This window comes from Geopsychrobacter electrodiphilus DSM 16401, from assembly GCF_000384395.1.
Taxonomy (GTDB): domain Bacteria; phylum Desulfobacterota; class Desulfuromonadia; order Desulfuromonadales; family Geopsychrobacteraceae; genus Geopsychrobacter; species Geopsychrobacter electrodiphilus.
Genome location: NZ_ARWE01000001.1, coordinates 1,950,048 through 1,965,598 on the forward strand (window position 1 = coordinate 1,950,048; position 15,551 = coordinate 1,965,598).

General features: G+C 56.4%; 14 protein-coding genes. 6 read left to right on the plus strand and 8 right to left on the minus strand.

Translation table 11 applies throughout. The annotated features are described in order from the left end of the window. Positions 1 to 10: 10 nt before the first annotated feature. Positions 11 to 286, plus strand: coding sequence for a chorismate mutase (locus D888_RS0109305; protein WP_020676279.1), 276 nt, complete (start codon positions 11 to 13; stop codon positions 284 to 286). After that, entirely contained in the window at positions 287 to 496 is a 210-nt protein-coding gene (locus D888_RS0109310; protein ID WP_020676280.1) for a hypothetical protein, read from the plus strand. Between the two features lie 151 nt (positions 497 to 647). Here D888_RS0109310 and pyrE read toward each other — a convergent pair whose 3' ends face one another. From pyrE to D888_RS0109335, 5 genes are all read right to left on the minus strand, one after another. Next, complete coding sequence (gene pyrE, locus D888_RS0109315) at positions 648 to 1,205, minus strand: orotate phosphoribosyltransferase (RefSeq protein WP_020676281.1); 558 nt, start codon at positions 1,203 to 1,205, stop codon at positions 648 to 650. A 173-nt stretch (positions 1,206 to 1,378) separates the two neighbouring features. Then, positions 1,379 to 2,785 (minus strand): amidophosphoribosyltransferase, encoded by a 1,407-nt coding sequence (purF, locus tag D888_RS0109320; protein ID WP_020676282.1) that lies wholly within the window; start codon positions 2,783 to 2,785, stop codon positions 1,379 to 1,381. An 8-nt stretch (positions 2,786 to 2,793) separates the two neighbouring features. Next, positions 2,794 to 3,618 (minus strand): phosphoribosylformylglycinamidine synthase subunit PurQ, encoded by an 825-nt coding sequence (locus D888_RS0109325; RefSeq protein ID WP_020676283.1) that lies wholly within the window; start codon positions 3,616 to 3,618, stop codon positions 2,794 to 2,796. A gap of 2 nt (positions 3,619 to 3,620) precedes the next feature. Then, positions 3,621 to 6,596 carry a phosphoribosylformylglycinamidine synthase subunit PurS gene (locus tag D888_RS0109330; protein ID WP_020676284.1) on the minus strand — a complete coding sequence of 992 codons (2,976 nt, stop codon included), beginning with the start codon at positions 6,594 to 6,596 and terminating at the stop codon, positions 3,621 to 3,623. A 133-nt stretch (positions 6,597 to 6,729) separates the two neighbouring features. Then, positions 6,730 to 7,542: an MBL fold metallo-hydrolase gene (locus D888_RS0109335; RefSeq protein WP_020676285.1), complete on the minus strand. Its 813-nt coding sequence runs from the start codon at positions 7,540 to 7,542 to the stop codon at positions 6,730 to 6,732. A gap of 371 nt (positions 7,543 to 7,913) precedes the next feature. Between D888_RS0109335 and D888_RS0109340 the strand changes: the two genes are divergently transcribed. The 4 genes from D888_RS0109340 (at position 7,914) to tpiA (ending at position 12,827) form a co-directional block, all read left to right on the plus strand. Further along, positions 7,914 to 9,443 (plus strand): hypothetical protein, encoded by a 1,530-nt coding sequence (locus D888_RS0109340; RefSeq protein WP_020676286.1) that lies wholly within the window; start codon positions 7,914 to 7,916, stop codon positions 9,441 to 9,443. Between the two features lie 242 nt (positions 9,444 to 9,685). Then, complete coding sequence (gap, locus tag D888_RS0109345) at positions 9,686 to 10,696, plus strand: type I glyceraldehyde-3-phosphate dehydrogenase (protein WP_020676287.1); 1,011 nt, start codon at positions 9,686 to 9,688, stop codon at positions 10,694 to 10,696. A gap of 95 nt (positions 10,697 to 10,791) precedes the next feature. Next, complete coding sequence (locus D888_RS0109350; RefSeq protein ID WP_020676288.1) at positions 10,792 to 11,982, plus strand: phosphoglycerate kinase; 1,191 nt, start codon at positions 10,792 to 10,794, stop codon at positions 11,980 to 11,982. A gap of 92 nt (positions 11,983 to 12,074) precedes the next feature. Further along, positions 12,075 to 12,827 (plus strand): triose-phosphate isomerase, encoded by a 753-nt coding sequence (tpiA, locus tag D888_RS0109355; protein ID WP_020676289.1) that lies wholly within the window; start codon positions 12,075 to 12,077, stop codon positions 12,825 to 12,827. Between the two features lie 193 nt (positions 12,828 to 13,020). On the opposite strand, the gene D888_RS0109360 is transcribed toward tpiA, so the two are convergent. The 3 genes from D888_RS0109360 to D888_RS0109375 all read right to left on the minus strand — a co-directional run bounded on the left by D888_RS0109360 (position 13,021) and on the right by D888_RS0109375 (position 15,488). Beyond that, a complete protein-coding gene (locus D888_RS0109360; protein ID WP_020676290.1) occupies positions 13,021 to 14,079 on the minus strand; it encodes an NAD-dependent epimerase/dehydratase family protein in 1,059 nt (352 codons plus the stop codon). 811 nt (positions 14,080 to 14,890) lie between these two features. Then, positions 14,891 to 15,178 carry a HigA family addiction module antitoxin gene (locus tag D888_RS0109370; RefSeq protein WP_020676292.1) on the minus strand — a complete coding sequence of 96 codons (288 nt, stop codon included), beginning with the start codon at positions 15,176 to 15,178 and terminating at the stop codon, positions 14,891 to 14,893. 19 nt (positions 15,179 to 15,197) lie between these two features. Continuing rightward, the gene (locus D888_RS0109375; RefSeq protein ID WP_020676293.1) at positions 15,198 to 15,488 is read right to left on the minus strand and encodes a type II toxin-antitoxin system RelE/ParE family toxin; all 291 of its coding nucleotides are present in this window, start codon (positions 15,486 to 15,488) and stop codon (positions 15,198 to 15,200) included. Positions 15,489 to 15,551 lie beyond the last annotated feature (63 nt).

Here is a 15,551-nt window from a genome sequence, read left to right on the forward strand (position 1 = left end):
GACATTCTTTATGGATATCGACGAGATCCGGATTGCGATCAATCGTATTGACAACGATCTGCTGCGGCTGTTCAACGAACGCGCCGCCCTGGCCCTTGAGATCGGCCACATCAAAAGAGACCTCGACCTGCCGATCTACGATCCACGCCGCGAGAAACTGATTTTTGAGAGGATGCGCCAGGAGAATCCCGGTCCGCTGGAGAGCGCCGCGGTCGTTCGTCTGTTTGAACGCGTCATTGACGAGAGCCGCAGCCTTGAGCGGTCCGAGAGCCGAAAGGGTAAATAGATGCTGGTAGTCATGAAGAAACGGGCAAGCGAAGAGGAGTTGGAACAGGTCAAGGAATTTCTGGTCGAGCTCGATTGTGATTTCCACCAGTCCACCGGCAGTGAACGGGTTATCCTGGGAGTCGTTGGCGATACCCATGCGATCTCGGAGGAGCAGTTACGAGCCAGGCCAGGCGTCCTTGAGGTGTTTCGGATCCCGGCAGAGGACTAGCTTGCCGCAGCGCTGCACGCCCTATGAGACCTTAAAAAAGCATAAGCAGGGCCGACTGATTTGTCGACCCTGCTTAGAGTATGACGTTAAATATATATGTCTATTTAATTGATAAATAAAGTTTTTATATTTTTAATCATATTTCTCGGATCTATTTCCCGACAATTTCAGTCCGGGTGAAGACCGAGCGCAAGACCTGCCCGGCGCCTTCGATATTTTCACGCGCGCCCTCTTCACGATCTACCAGAGTGACGATCCCGAGAACCACGAGACCTTCCTCCTGTGCGCGTTCAACGGCCTGCATGGAAGATCCTCCGGTCGTCGTGACATCTTCGACGATGACAACCCGCGATCCCGGCGGCAGGTTTTTCCGCCCCTCCAGCCATTGGCCAGTACCATGCCCTTTCGGCTCCTTGCGGATAATGAAGGCATGCACCGGTTGGCCGTCAAGCTCAGCCGCTATCGACGTCGCCGTGGCGATGGGATCGGCACCCAGGGTCAGACCACCCACGCCGTGAATCGGACCCTCGAACTTTTTAACCTCTTCCCAGAACGCCTTACCCGTTAACAGGCCACCCCTGGCGTGCAAGGTTGTCTGCTTCCCGTCAAAGTAAAAATTGCTCTTGCGCCCCGAAGCCAGTGTCACTTCACGCTGTTCGTAGGACATTTCCAGAATAATTTTCTTCAGTTCGCTTTTAACACTACTCATCACTCTCTCCAAGTTAGTTCCGTGAGGAGTGAGGGTAAAGGTGAGGAGTGAGGAGTAAGGGGTGAGTCGAAAAGGTCTAATCAAGACCTCACACCTCACACCTCACACCTCACACCTCACACCTCACACCTCACACCTCACACCTCACACCTCACACCTCACACCTCACGATCTCAAAATAATCCCAACTGTTTGTCAGCTTTCAAACGCGGGAACTTGACCGGGTATCTGCCGTTAAAGCAGGCGTCACAAAAGGTCGAGCATCCCTCCCCCGAAGCATGCACCGACTTCAACAGGCCCTCTTCCGACAGATAACCAATGCTGTCCGCGGTGACATACCTGGCGATCTCCTCGACGCTGTGCGAAGCAGAAATCAGCTCCTTGCGCGATGGCGTATCAATGCCGTAATAACAGGGGAAGCTGGTCGGCGGGCTGGAAATACGCAGATGAACCTCTGTCGCGCCGGCATCACGCAGCATCTTGACGATCTTGCGTGAGGTCGTACCGCGGACAATCGAGTCATCCACCACAACCACCCTCTTCCCTTCCAGCAGGTCCCGCACCGGGTTAAGTTTCAGCTTGACCCCGAAGTGACGAATCGACTGCTGGGGCTCAATGAAGGTTCGCCCCACGTAGTGGTTGCGGATCAGGCCCATCTCAAACGGGAGGCCTGACTCTTCGGCGAAGCCCATGGCTGCCGGAACGCCTGAGTCGGGGACGGCGATAACCAGGTCCGCCTCAACCCCGTGCTCCCGGGCAAGCTGGCGGCCGGATTCCTTACGCACCGAGTAAACCATCCGGCCGTAGATACGACTGTCAGGACGGGCGAAGTAAACATATTCGAAGATGCAGGGGGTTGGACTCGTCTCTTTAAAGGGGGAAAACGATTTCATCCCGGTTTTATCGATGACAACCATCTCACCCGGCGCGATCTCGCGGATGAACTCGGCATCGACCAGATCGAAGGCGCAGGATTCAGAGGCGACGATATAGGCTCCATCCAGGCGGCCGAGGCACAGCGGGCGAAATCCGTTGGGATCGCGCGCGGCGATGAGCCGGGACTCGGTTAAGAGCAGCAGGCTGTAGGCCCCCTGGACGATATGCAGCGCCTCGCAGATCCGATCGATCAACGAATCGGACTGCGCCCGGGCCAGCAGATGGATAATGGTTTCGGTATCCGCCGTAGTCGAGAAGATCGAACCGCTCTGCTCCAGCCGGCTGCGTACCTCCTGGGCATTGACCAGGTTGCCGTTATGTGAAACCGCGATGCTGCCGCGGGAATAATCGACCACAATCGGCTGACAGTTTTTAATGTCATTCCCGCCGGCGGTCGAATAGCGCACATGACCGATCGCTGAACGTCCGGGGAGGTGATCGAAGACCTGTCCCTTTTTAAACACATCCGAGACCAGACCTAGGCCCTTATGGGCGTGCAGTCGATAGCCGTCGGAGGAGACGATACCACAACCCTCCTGCCCGCGATGCTGCAGGGCATAAAGACCGAGGTAGGTCAGGTTAGCCGCTTCCGGATGGCCAAAAACCCCAAAAACGCCACATTCTTCGTGCAGTTTATCGAACATTTATTATCCTAAAGCAGGTTCTCGCGAACGTAATTGATCGCATTCTGGTAGAGCCAGAGCCCCATCCCCTCTTGCGGCAGCGTCTCACGGGTCCAGCGCGGGTGCTGGGTATAGTGGACATAGGCTTCCGGGTGGGGCATCAACCCGAACAACCGGCCGCTGGGGTCACACACACCCGCGATGGCATTGATACTCCCGTTCGGGTTGGCGGGATAATCCATGGTCGGCTGAAAAGCGGCATCGGCGTAACGCAAAGGAGCCAGATGGGCGTCTTCAATCCGGGCCAGAGTGGCATCGCTGTCGACGACAAACTTCCCTTCCCCATGCCGCACCGGGAGGTAAATACCTTTCAGCCCCTGGGTGTAGATACAGGGCGATTGGCTGTCCGCTTGCAGATAGACCCAGCGATCGATAAAACGGCCCGAATCGTTGTGGGTCAGGGTGCAGGTCTGGTCCTGATAGTCCTGGTCCGCTGCCGGCAGCAGGCCCATTTTGACCATGAGCTGGAAGCCGTTGCAGACCCCCATAATCAGCTTGCCATCGACGATAAACTGCGCCATCTGCTCAGCCAGCGAGGCACCGCCACCTGCGACCGGCGCATGCAGCAGCCGATTGGCTCCCGCCTTGGCGCTGCCGAGGTCATCGCCATCCAGGAACCCCCCGGCCAGGTTCAAAAAGTGGTAGTCCTCGAGCTTCACCCGTCCGGCCAGCAGTTCGGCGATGTGGATCGCCTCGGCGACTTCTGATCCGGCCAGGCGACAGGCCTCGGCGACCTCACGTTCACAGTTGGTTCCGTTGCCGGCGATCACCAGCGATCTGACTTGTTTTGCCATCTTTAAAGCTCCCGCAACGGCGCCTGCCACGCCTCTTTATTCTGATCATTGGTGGTTTCGATCAAAGGTTTACCGCCGCGACTGAGCGACAGCATCGGTTCAGCTGTGACTTCGCCGATCAGGGCGCAATCACAGCCGGCAAACAAGGCTTCGAAGGCGCTTCTGCTCTCGGGCTTGATGCTGACCAGCAGCCGCGACTGGGATTCGGAGAAGAGCAGTGCGGCGTCGGACAGCTCGCCACGAACCGCGACCCTGGACAGGTCGGCCTGAATCCCGAAGCCGCCGGCGAAGGCTGTTTCGGCCAGAGAGACCGCCAGGCCACCATCGGACAGGTCATGACAGCTGCGCAGCAGGCCTTTATCTTGCGCCTGATTGACGGTCTTGTACAAGCTGTAGGCTCGTTGTGCATCGACCCGGGGTACGTTGGCCCCAAGCTCACCGCACATGCGGTAATATTCAGAACCACCCAGCTCATCGGCGGTGCTGCCGAGCAGATAAACCAGATCACCCGGGGTCTTCACGTCCATGGTCACCGCTTTGCGCACATCGTCGATCTTGCCGATGACCGAAAAAAGGACGGTCGGCGGGATCGAGATTTTCGTGTCACCGATCTGATAGTCGTTCTTCATCGAGTCCTTGCCGCTGATCAGCGGCACGCCGAAGGCCACGCAGTACTCGTAGAGCGCCTTGTTGGCCCGCACCAGCTGCGCGGCCTTGTAGGCGCCGTCCGGGGTGCGCTCGCTCTCGACCGGATCACACCAGCAGAAGTTGTCGAGACCGGCAACATGCTCAATGTTTCCGCCCACCGCAACATAGTTGCGCAGCGCCTCGTCAATGGCGCAGGCCATCATGTGATAGGTGTCAATATCGCTGTAACTCGGGCAGATGCCGTGAGCAGTGACTATCCCTTCGAAGCTGTCGAACAGCGGACGATAGACCGCCGCATCGCTCGGGCCGTCGTTGGCAACACCGGTCAGGGGTTTCACAACCGAGCCGGCCTGAACCTCATGATCATAGCGGCGCACCACCGACTCTTTCGAACAGATATTCAAGCGCCCAAGCAAACCAAGCAGATCCGCCTGCAGGTCACGGCCGGCAATTGACGGTTCCCTGTGCCCCTTGTTCTCCCAGCGGGCCAGAATCTGCATCTGCGGCACGCCGCCATGCAGAAACTCCATATCGAGACAGCAGACGGTCTCCCCCTTGTAGAGGCAATGGTAATAGCCCGAATCGGTAAACTGCCCCAGGTCGGTCGCTTCAACCCCCATCTCGCGTGCGAGCTGCATGAAGGCGGTGAGGTTCTTCTCGGGAACCGCCAACGACATGCGCTCCTGGGCTTCGGAAATCAATATTTCCCAGGGCTGCAGGCCGGGATATTTCAGCGGCGCACGATCAAGGTGCAGCTCGAGACCGCCGGTGTCTTCGGCCATCTCGCCGATGGAGGATGAGAGCCCCCCTGCCCCGTTGTCGGTAATCGAGTTATACAGACCGCGGTCGCGCGCGATGATCAGAAAATCAAACATGCGGCGCTGGGTGATCGGGTCACCGATCTGCACCGCGGTAACGGGCGAGCCCTCATGCAACTCTTCCGAGGAGAAGGTCGCGCCGTGAATGCCATCCTTGCCGATGCGCCCGCCGGTCATAACGATGTGGTCCCCGACCAGCACCTGTTTTTCGTGACAGGGCTTGCCGTTAAGTCGGGCCGGCATTATTGAGGCGGTGCCGCAATAGACCAGGGGTTTCCCCGCAAAGCGGTCATCAAACTGAATCGAACCATTGATCGTCGGGATGCCGCTCTTGTTGCCGCCATGCTCAACCCCTTCGACCACCCCTTCAAAGATGCGCCGGGGATGCAGCAGGCGCGGCGGGAGCGGTTGGGTGAAAAAAGGGGAAGCAAAACAGAAGACGTCGGTGTTAAAGATCAGGCGCGCACCCATGCCGGTGCCGTAGCCATCACGGTTGACCCCGACAATGCCGGTCAGCGCCCCGCCGTAAGGATCGAGGGCCGAGGGAGAGTTGTGGGTCTCAACCTTGAAGACCATGCTCCAGTCGTCGTTGAACTTGATCACCCCGGCGTTGTCCTTGAAGACCGACAGACAAAAATCGTCCTTGCCGAGGTTCCGGCGAATATCCCGCGTTGCACCGACGATATAGGTTTTAAACAACGAATCGATGGTTTCGGCGTTGCCATGCTCATCGGTATAATCAATTTTTGCCGAGAAGATTTTGTGTTTGCAGTGCTCGCTCCAGGTCTGCGCCAGCGCCTCAAGCTCCACATCCGTCAGCTCTGAACCCAGGCCTTTTTCACGGCGCTTCGCCTGCACCGCGGGATCATTGACATGGGCCTGGAGGGTCTTCATCTCCAGCAGGTTCAGCGCCAGCATCCCGTCGCGACTGATCTGCAGCAGCTCGGCATCGCTGACGTTCAGATTGATCTTCTGCACGCATACTTCGGCGGCGGCGGCGACCCGCGGCAGGCTGACCGGAACCCCTTTACTGGCGTCGAGTTCATCCTTGGCCAGAATGGTCCAGCGCTGAATCAGACCATTGGCCAGAAAGCCGCTGGCGACCTGCTCGGCCTGTGCCTTGTCAATCGCTCCGCTCAGCAGATACTGCACCGAGGTATAGACCGCTTCCCCAGCGGCAAAAGGCCGCCCGGTCTGATACTCAATCGCCTCGCGCGCCGTACGACCGATGTTGTCCGTCACGCCCGGACGAAACCCGATTTCAATCAGCACATCAAAATCATGGGCCAGGGGACGGTCGATGGCAACCTGCTGAATGACCGGGTCGCTCAAGGGGCCCCGGGCCGCGGCCTGAATCTCGGAGGGGTTCAAGTCGGCATCAAGGGTGTAGACATCCAGGGTCTGGACCTGAGTCAACTTCAGCCCGAGGTGATGATTAATCTCAGCCTTGATCCGCTCACCGCGCGCATCCCGCACGCCATCTTTCAAACCAACCACAATCCTGCAAGGCATGAACTGCTCCTTATGAAATCTGTGAAGTGTGAGGCGTGAAGGGTGAGTGATTATAAAGCATTATACTCTTCACTCCTCACTCCTCACCCCTCACTCATCTTTAATTGTCGCCAAAAACCCTTCTAAAACCATATCAACACACATCCGTCGACTCCTCACTGCCAGATTCAGGGCCTCTGGCACAAAAACTGTGACTGATGCTCGCCTGCTGACCAAGGAATATCTGCGGTGTACACCCCGGACAGGTCGCGAACATCCTTGCAATCTCCTGCTGTGCCAGTTCGGGATGGTTATTCTCTTCACTTAAGTGGGCCAGGAACACGGCTTCAAGCCCGTCCCAGGCGAGTCGCTGCAGGAGCTCAGCCGCTGAACGATTCGACAGGTGGCCGTGGCGCCCCTGAATCCGTTGTTTCAGGTGCCAGGGATAGGGGCCATCCAGCAGCATCTGTTCATCATGATTGCTCTCCAGCACCAGGATTCGCGAGCCTTCAAGGCGATCGACGACAAGCCGGGTCGAAAGACCCAGGTCCGTAGCGTAACCGATACGTCCCTCACGGGAATCAATGGTAAAACCGATCGGGTCAACCGCATCGTGCGTGGTCGAAAAGCTGGAGATTTCAAGACCGGCATGGGTAAAGCGTTGACCGGCGGTAATATAGCGGATATCGGCAATCGACCCGAGTCGAGATATTGCAGCGGCAGTTTCTGGAACGATGTAGACAGGAATTTTGTGGCGTCGGGCCAGAGGCCCGATACCACTGACATGGTCATGATGTTCATGGGTAACTAACAGGGCATCGAGATCATCGGCGCTAAGGCCAATTTCGCGCAGGCGACGATCGATTTCACGTGCAGAAAGGCCGGCATCAATCAATAAATGACAGCCGTCCGATTCGATCAGAGTCGCGTTGCCACGACTTCCACTGGCTAGCAGACAAACCCGCAAGAAATCTATCGCCCCTTCTTCCCCGTACAGGCCTGAGCTTATACCCGAAAACTCGGATCAGGGCAAGCAGAAAAGGGGAAATTAGTGGGCCGTTGTCAGGCGTCTGAACATCTAAAATGCGGGGCTTATAGATAGATATAACAGGGTGTTCATCGGCCTGAAAGAGGCCGGCACCCGGTCACCGGCAGACAGGTTGTCAAAGGACTCACACCGGGTAAAACAACGAATCGCAATCCCCGATCATTTCATGTTAAAGTGGCCCTTATTTTAATCAGCAACGACTAAACCGCATCAACCATCAATTAAAGGCTGGCCGCTCTTGATCTCGGCCCTTCCCTGAAGACGTTTATTTTAGTAAAGGCAAAATAGCCATGACCAGATTTTACTGCCTTTTGATCTGCTGCCTGCTCCTCGTTTCACAACCTGCGCTTGCCCAGGATGACGCCTTTATCCCGACTACCCCCGCGCGCCTGAAGACCACATTTGAAACACTCTCTCTCCCCGGCGGCGAAAAGATGGGCCTGCTGGGGGGCTCTTTTTTATTTAAAACCACAGATTCGCTGTCTCTGGGCGGCAGCAGCTACGGCGCGCTCACGGGCAACCGCGGCGGATTTATAACCCTCGGTCTGGCGGCTGAGCTACAAAAGCAGCTTCCCGGCAGCACTGAGGTTAACGCCGGGATGTTTATCGGCGCGGGCGGAGGTCGTGGCGGCAACGCCCTGCAAGGTGGCGGGCTGATGCTGCGCTATCATCTGGGTGGGCAATATAACACCCGAAAGTTTGGCAGCCTGGGTGCGGGCCTGAGTTATGTTGATTTTCCAAACGGGCATATCGAAAGCCTGCAGCCCTATCTCTCCTATGCCTACCCCTTTACCACCCTGTTCTCAACCGGCTGGTTCTCTGAACCTCCGCAACCATCCCGGGCCGATGACGCAGTCACAATCGTCAACCAGGAATTCGCCGTCGTTTACCAGGTCTATGACATCCCGTCGGATGTGCACAAGGATAATGGCAACCTGCAGCACCAGAGGCTCAATTTGATGGGGGTTGAATGGGATCGCTACCTCAATGACAACCTGTTTCTCAAGCTCGGATCTGCCGGTGCCATGGGGGGTGAAAGTAACGGCTACATGCAGTTGCAGCTTGGCGCCGGTGCCCGCCTGCCGATAACCGCCAGCACCGCATTAAAACTTTCCACCACCGCCGGTTACGCCGGTGGCGGCGGTGTAGCTACCGGCGGCGGTCTGCTGCTCGACGCCTCACTGGCTCTGCAGCAGGATCTGTGGCGGAGCTGGTTTTCTGAAGTCTCGGCTGGTTATGTTTTCGCGCCCGATGGCGAGTTCAAAGCCACCAGCCTGTCAGGCAAGCTGGGCTACCGCTTCAGAACCCCGGGCGTCGAGGGGGACAAAACCCTGCTCTCTTCTCTTTCGCGGTTCAGCCCGCAAAATATGCGGATCCGCCTGGTCCACCAGAGCTACATTAAGGCCGCCAGCGACTGGCGCAAACGTAACGCCGATGAGAATGTGAACCTGCTCGGGTTCCAGCTGGACAGCTTTTTAAATAAGTACTTCTATTTAACCGGCCAGGGGATCGCGGCCTACCAGGGACAGGCCGGCGGCTATATGACCGGCCTGGTCGGGATCGGGGCGACACACCCGCTGTTTAACAGTCCTCTCTCTCTGGAGGTTGAAGGCCTGATGGGGGCCGCTGGTGGCGGCGGGCTCGATGTCGCCGGAGGGCTGGTGTGGCAGGCTAATGCCGGCCTGGACTATAAGCTTTCGAAGGCCTGCAGTGTCATGGGCAGCTATGGTTACATGGCCGCGCCCAGGGGTGCGTTCCGGGCCAAAGTCATAGGCTTGTCACTGAACTACAAATTCAGCTTTTTTACTCTCTCCCATTGACGCAGATTTTTTTTGCCGCGCCTGTAACGAAGAACGAGCCCGGGGGACTTTATGACGCGCCCTCAAGTTTTCGGGGTGACGCGGCCAGGGCGACGACAATATCGACTGTACAACCAAGCCAGGGGTTTGCAATTTAGCAAAATTTGTATAATCTTCAGCTTAAGAAACCCCGGGACGACTTAACCTCAAACGTAAACGAGATGTCTGCTAACCACCAAATCTGAAGGGAACAGGTCACATTTATGGCTCAAAAAATTGCCATCAACGGCTTCGGCAGAATCGGTCGAAATCTGCTGCGGATCACAACCCAGAATGACGCCTTAGAGGTTGTTGCGATTAATGACTTGACTGATGCTGAAACCCTGGCCCATCTGTTTAAATATGACTCGGTGCATGGAACTTTTGCCGGCGAAGTCAGTGTGGACAAGGGAGATCTGATCGTCAACGGCAAGCGCATCCGGATTTATTCTGAGCCGGACCCGGCCAAACTTCCGTGGAAAGAGTACAACATAAATGTCGTGGTCGAATCGACCGGTCATTTCACCAAACGCAGCGCCGCCGCCAAACACCTTGAAGCAGGTGCCCGCCGGGTCCTGATCAGTGCTCCGGGCAAAGGGGATATTGATGGCACCTTCTGCATGGGGATCAACGAACACCTCTATGATCCGAGCAAACACTTCATTATTTCCAACGCATCCTGCACCACCAATTGCCTGGCTCCCATCGCCAAGGTTCTGGATGACGAATTCGGCATCCAGCGCGGCATGATGACCACGGTTCACTCCTACACCAACGATCAGAAAATCCTCGACCTCCCCCACTCTGACCTGCGGCGCGGCCGTGCCGCGGCGATGTCGATGATACCCACCACCACCGGCGCCGCGCAGGCGGTTGGCCTGGTGCTGCCGCAGCTCCAGGGGAAGCTGTTCGGCATGGCGGTGCGGGTGCCGACCCCGAATGTTTCTCTGATCGATCTGGTGATCAACACCGAACGCGAAGCCAGCGTAGAAAGTGTCAATGCCGCCATGAAAACCGCCGCTGAAGGAAACCTGAAGGGGATTCTTGAATACTGCGATCTGCCGCTGGTCTCGCGCGACTTTAATGGCTGCGCAGCCTCATCAACCTATGATGCCTCATTCACCACGGTGATTGACGGTCACATGGTCAAGGTTCTCGCCTGGTACGACAATGAGTGGGGTTATTCGAACCGGGTGAATGACATGGTCGCCTATATCGCTGCACGCGAAAATTAAGCCTGGCGGATTTTTTGCTCAACAAAAAGCCGACCCTCAAGCGGTCGGCTTTTCATCATTTTAAATAGTATGCGTCTTTTATTCAGGAGGATCCCTTGTTTAATAAAATGAGCATCACCGATATCGACGTCAGCGGTCAGCGCGTCTTCTGCCGGGTGGATTTTAATGTCCCCCTGGATGAACAGCGCAATATTACCGACGACACCCGTATACGCGCGGCGCTGCCGACCATCCGCTATCTGCTCGAACAGGGTGCGCGGCTGATCCTGGCCTCCCACCTGGGTCGCCCCAAAGGGAAAGTCGACCCGGCCTATAGCCTGGCACCGGCGGCCACTCATCTGCAGGGCCTGCTCGGAAAACCGGTCAGGATGGCCAGCGACTGCATCGGCGACCAGGTCAAGGCTCAGATCGCACAGCTGGCCGACGGCGAGGTCATCCTCCTCGAAAATGTTCGCTTTTACCCCGGTGAAACCGACAACGATCCGCAGTTCGCCGCCGAGCTCGCCGCCCTCGCCGATCTGTATGTCAATGATGCCTTCGGCACCGCTCATCGCGCCCATGCTTCGACCGAAGGGGTGGCGCGGCTGCTGAAACCTGCCGTCGCGGGTTTCCTGATGGAGAAAGAGCTGAAATACCTGGGCGAAGCCCTGGCCAACCCGGAGCGACCCTTTGTGGCGATCATCGGGGGCGCCAAGGTCAGTGACAAGATCCTGGTGATCGAGCAGCTGCTGGAAAAGGTCGACAGCATTCTCATCGGCGGCGGCATGGCCTACACCTTCTTGAAGGCTCAGGGGATCGCCACCGGCACCTCGCTGCTCGAGGCAGATCGGGTGGAACTGGCAAAAAAGCTGCTCGCCCAAGCCGAATCCAGGGGAGTCGAATTCCTGTTGCCCCAGGATCATATTGTCGCCGCTGAATTCAAAGCGGACAGCAGCGCGCAGACCTGCGGAAATACGGATTTCCCTGCAGACCGCATGGCCCTCGATATCGGTCCGCAGACCATCAAGCTCTACCGGCAAAAGATCGCCAGCGCCAAAACCGTCGTCTGGAACGGGCCGATGGGGGTTTTCGAATTTGACGCCTTCGCCAGAGGCACCTTCGCCATCGCCGAAGCCCTGGCAGCGTCAGACTGCCTGTCGATCATCGGCGGCGGTGATTCGGTGGCAGCGGTAAACAAGGCCGGCCTGGACGCTGAAATGACCCACATCTCAACCGGCGGTGGGGCCTCCCTCGAATTCCTCGAAGGGAAAGAGCTGCCCGGCGTTGTTGCGTTAACCGACAGGTAAAAATGTGAGGTGTGAGGTGTGAAGGGTGAGGCGAGAAAAGCTTTTACACTTCACTCCTCACCCCTCACTCTTCACCCTTCACGGAGGTTCTCATGCGTACACCCATCATTGCCGGTAACTGGAAGCTTAACAAGACCATCGCCGAAGCCGAAAGTTTCGCCTCCGAACTGGTGACGGCGCTGGCCGACGTCAGCGACGTTGAAATAATCATCGCCCCGGTCTTTACCGCCTTGAGTCGCGTCTCGGCCAGGTTGACCGGCTCTCCGCTCCGTCTGGCGGGACAAAACTGTTATCCGCAGGAGACGGGCGCCTTCACCGGTGAATTGTCCCCCCTGATGCTCAAGGATGCTGGCTGCAGCGCGGTGATCATCGGGCACTCGGAACGCCGGCAGCTGTTGGGGGAGAGTGATCAGCTGATTAATCTGAAGGTCAAAAAGACCCTCGCGACCAGCATGACCGCCATCCTCTGCGTCGGCGAGACCCTCGAAGAACGTCAAGCGGATCAGGCCCTCGATGTCCTGGCGCGCCAGATCAAAGGGGGACTGGCCGGGTTGAGCGCCCAACAGATGTTGGACCTGGTTATCGCCTACGAACCGGTCTGGGCCATCGGTACCGGCCAGACCGCCAGCGATGAACAGGCCCAGGAAGCCCATTCCTTTATCCGTGGATTGGTTGCGGGTCTGTTCAACCAGGAGACCGCCGAGGCCTGCCGGATCCTCTACGGCGGCAGCGTCAAGCCTGACAATGTCGACGGGCTTATGGCACAGACAGATATTGACGGCGCCCTGGTCGGCGGCGCTAGTTTGAAGGTTGCAGATTTCTGCCGGATCGTAAGATTCAACTGAGCCCCCGCAAACTTCGAACCTTCTCCCTCAGGGAGAGGGGATTGCGTAGCACAAAAAAATTAAAGTTAACGAATTAGCAAAAAGAATCAAATTGGATGGCTTGGAGGCTGCCGAACAATGAGGCGTACCCAGGTACGTCGAAGCAGTGAGCCGATTGCAGCAACACCGCAGTTGACGAGTTTTTGCGACGCCATCAAAGTTGGACCGCAGCCAACCAGTCCCTGTTCTCCAGGTACCAGTCGACAGAGCGCTTGAAACCATCATAGGGCGCGACCTGCGGCTGCCAGTCAAGCAGTCGGTCGGCCTTGGCGATATCGGCCCAGGTCTCCTTGATGTCGGCGATATGAAAGGGTTTGTGCGCGATCAAGGCTTTTTTGCCGAGGGTCTGTTCAATAAAGCGGATCACCTCGTTGATGGAGATCGGGTTGTTCCCGCCACCCAGATTGATGATCTCATAGCCGACCTCGCGCAGCGCCGCCAGGGTGCCGCGCGCGATATCGTCCACATAGGTAAAATCACGGCTCTGGCTGCCGTCACCGAACAGCTCGATCGGGGTCCCCTCATCGATCCACTTGATAAAACGGAAGATCGACATATCCGGGCGACCGCAGGGGCCATAAACCGTAAAGTAGCGCACCACCGAGATATCCAGCGCATAAAGATAGTGATAACTGTAAGCCATGACCTCGGCGGCTTTTTTGCTCGCGGCATAGGGAGAGATCGGGGTGTTCACCGCCAGCTCCTCGCTGAAGGGCATCTCCTGCCCGGCGTAGAGCGACGAGGTACTGGCGAGGACCATTTTTTTGCACTTGTGATCACGCATGCAATCAAGCAGGTTCAGGGTGCCCATGGCGTTGGTAGTCATGTAGACCTGGGGGTCGAGCATGCTGTAACGCACCCCGGCGCGGGCCGCCAGGTTGACCACCGCGTCGAATTGACAGCGCGAAAAGAGCGCCTCCAATGCCGGCTTGTCTTCAATATCGAGCTGCACGAATTCAAGCTGACCGACACAAAAATTGAGCGGCCCGACAAAGGTCCCTGCGTCCCCTTTATGCAGATCAAAACGGGCTAAAAATTCGGCCTCGGCCCCGGCGGCACGCGCCAGCTCTCTCAGCCGGTAGCATTTCAGCCGCAGATCGTAATAGCTGTTCAGATTGTCAACCACCACGACCCGTTCGCCCTGGGCCAGCAACATCTCCGCACAGCGCGCCGCAATAAAACCGGCACCGCCGGTCACCAATATTGTTTTCATCTCAACAACCTTTATGTTCAAGCAGATCAACCCGCAGCGGAATGAACCGCAGCCGCTACAAGCAACAACATATCCTGATTAACCACAGACCTCAATCAAGAGTAAGCGTAAATCAGCGTCCTATTCAGCCTATGACCAAAAATCTTAAAAAACCCTTGGACGCAGATACAATCTGATAACGTCTGATCCAGTCTGATATTAAGATCTACCCCAAGACATGGGTTTAATCAGATATGATCAGAATTTATCCGCTCTTTCCGCGTCCCAAAGGTTATGAACTCAGATACAAACCGTCAAGAGTAAAAGGCAGCCCCTTCCAGTTTCTATTCACAAGGATAAAAGGGATAAACAGGATAGATCGAAAACCAAAAAAAACGCTAGCTCTTGCACCAGAACTATCCCCTGCATCCCCTTCATCCCTGTAAATCAAGGTGTTTAGCCCTTGACAAAAACCAAGTTCTTGCCCTGCCCCTCTCTGTGTTCTCCGTGTCCTCTGTGGTGAAAAGCTTTAAAGCATTTACCACCCGTTCGCCACGCTCACTCAAGGCGCAAAGCACGCCAAGAGGATCCGGGTTCTATGGTTTCAAAACTCAAAAAAAAGATGGTGCCGGGTTCAACCCTTTGCGCTCTTTGCGCCTTTGCGATAAACAAGATTTATGCAAGCCCAAAATCATGCCCCTTTCAGCGTAAATCAGCATCCCATCAGGGGTAGGTTCAAATTGCAAATGCACCACCTGAAGCCGCATCGAAAACTTCTTGTGACGACCGATTATTTTGTTAAAGGAGAAGGACTCAGCTCGCCTTAAGGGGATCAACTCACCATGCTAAGCTTCATAATGGATTTTTCTGGTCGACTTAAAGCCAGATCGTATGTTGCCTGAAGGTTAAGCCAAAACTCGGGAGTTGTGTCGAGGGCTTGGGCCAGAAGCCAGGCTGTTTCCGAAGTGATGCCTCGCTTGCCACGCACGATTTCGTTGACACGCTGCACAGGGACTTTAATGTGTGCAGCAAATGCAACCTGGCTGATGCTGAGTTCATCGAGAAATTCCTCTTTGAGGATTCTACCAGGGTGGGTCGGAATGCGATGAGTGGGGATCATGAGATTTCTCCTTGTTACATTAGTGATAGTCTGTGAACCGAACTTCATAGGCGTTGCCGCCTTGCCATCGGAGCAGTATTCGCCACTGATCGTTGATACGGATACTGAACATCCCGGCAAGATCGCCCCGCAATAACTCCAATCGATTGCCCGGAGGGGAACGCAAGTCCAACACATCGTCCGCACCATTGATCATATCAAGCTTGTTGCGGGCTCTTTTGACGATCTCCGGGGGCAAGCGCCGAAGCTCCTTGTTTGAGGTGCCGTGATACAACGCCTCCGTAAGCTTGTCGCCAAAAGACGAAATCATAATATTAACCCTCCGAAAATATTTTAACGCTTACACGGGTACCGTGCAAGCGTAAAGCTTGAC

Bases quoted from the DNA above. Each gene is read 5' to 3' on its own strand.
- D888_RS0109305 (WP_020676279.1), top strand. From the start codon at position 11: ATGGATATCGACGAGATCCGGATTGCGATCAATCGTATTGACAACGAT.
- D888_RS0109310 (WP_020676280.1), top strand. From the start codon at position 287: ATGCTGGTAGTCATGAAGAAACGGGCAAGCGAAGAGGAGTTGGAACAG.
- pyrE (WP_020676281.1), bottom strand. From the start codon at position 1,205: ATGAGTAGTGTTAAAAGCGAACTGAAGAAAATTATTCTGGAAATGTCC.
- purF (WP_020676282.1), bottom strand. From the start codon at position 2,785: ATGTTCGATAAACTGCACGAAGAATGTGGCGTTTTTGGGGTTTTTGGC.
- D888_RS0109325 (WP_020676283.1), bottom strand. From the start codon at position 3,618: ATGGCAAAACAAGTCAGATCGCTGGTGATCGCCGGCAACGGAACCAAC.
- D888_RS0109330 (WP_020676284.1), bottom strand. From the start codon at position 6,596: ATGCCTTGCAGGATTGTGGTTGGTTTGAAAGATGGCGTGCGGGATGCG.
- D888_RS0109340 (WP_020676286.1), top strand. From the start codon at position 7,914: ATGACCAGATTTTACTGCCTTTTGATCTGCTGCCTGCTCCTCGTTTCA.
- gap (WP_020676287.1), top strand. From the start codon at position 9,686: ATGGCTCAAAAAATTGCCATCAACGGCTTCGGCAGAATCGGTCGAAAT.
- tpiA (WP_020676289.1), top strand. From the start codon at position 12,075: ATGCGTACACCCATCATTGCCGGTAACTGGAAGCTTAACAAGACCATC.
- D888_RS0109360 (WP_020676290.1), bottom strand. From the start codon at position 14,079: ATGAAAACAATATTGGTGACCGGCGGTGCCGGTTTTATTGCGGCGCGC.
- D888_RS0109370 (WP_020676292.1), bottom strand. From the start codon at position 15,178: ATGATCCCCACTCATCGCATTCCGACCCACCCTGGTAGAATCCTCAAA.
- D888_RS0109375 (WP_020676293.1), bottom strand. From the start codon at position 15,488: ATGATTTCGTCTTTTGGCGACAAGCTTACGGAGGCGTTGTATCACGGC.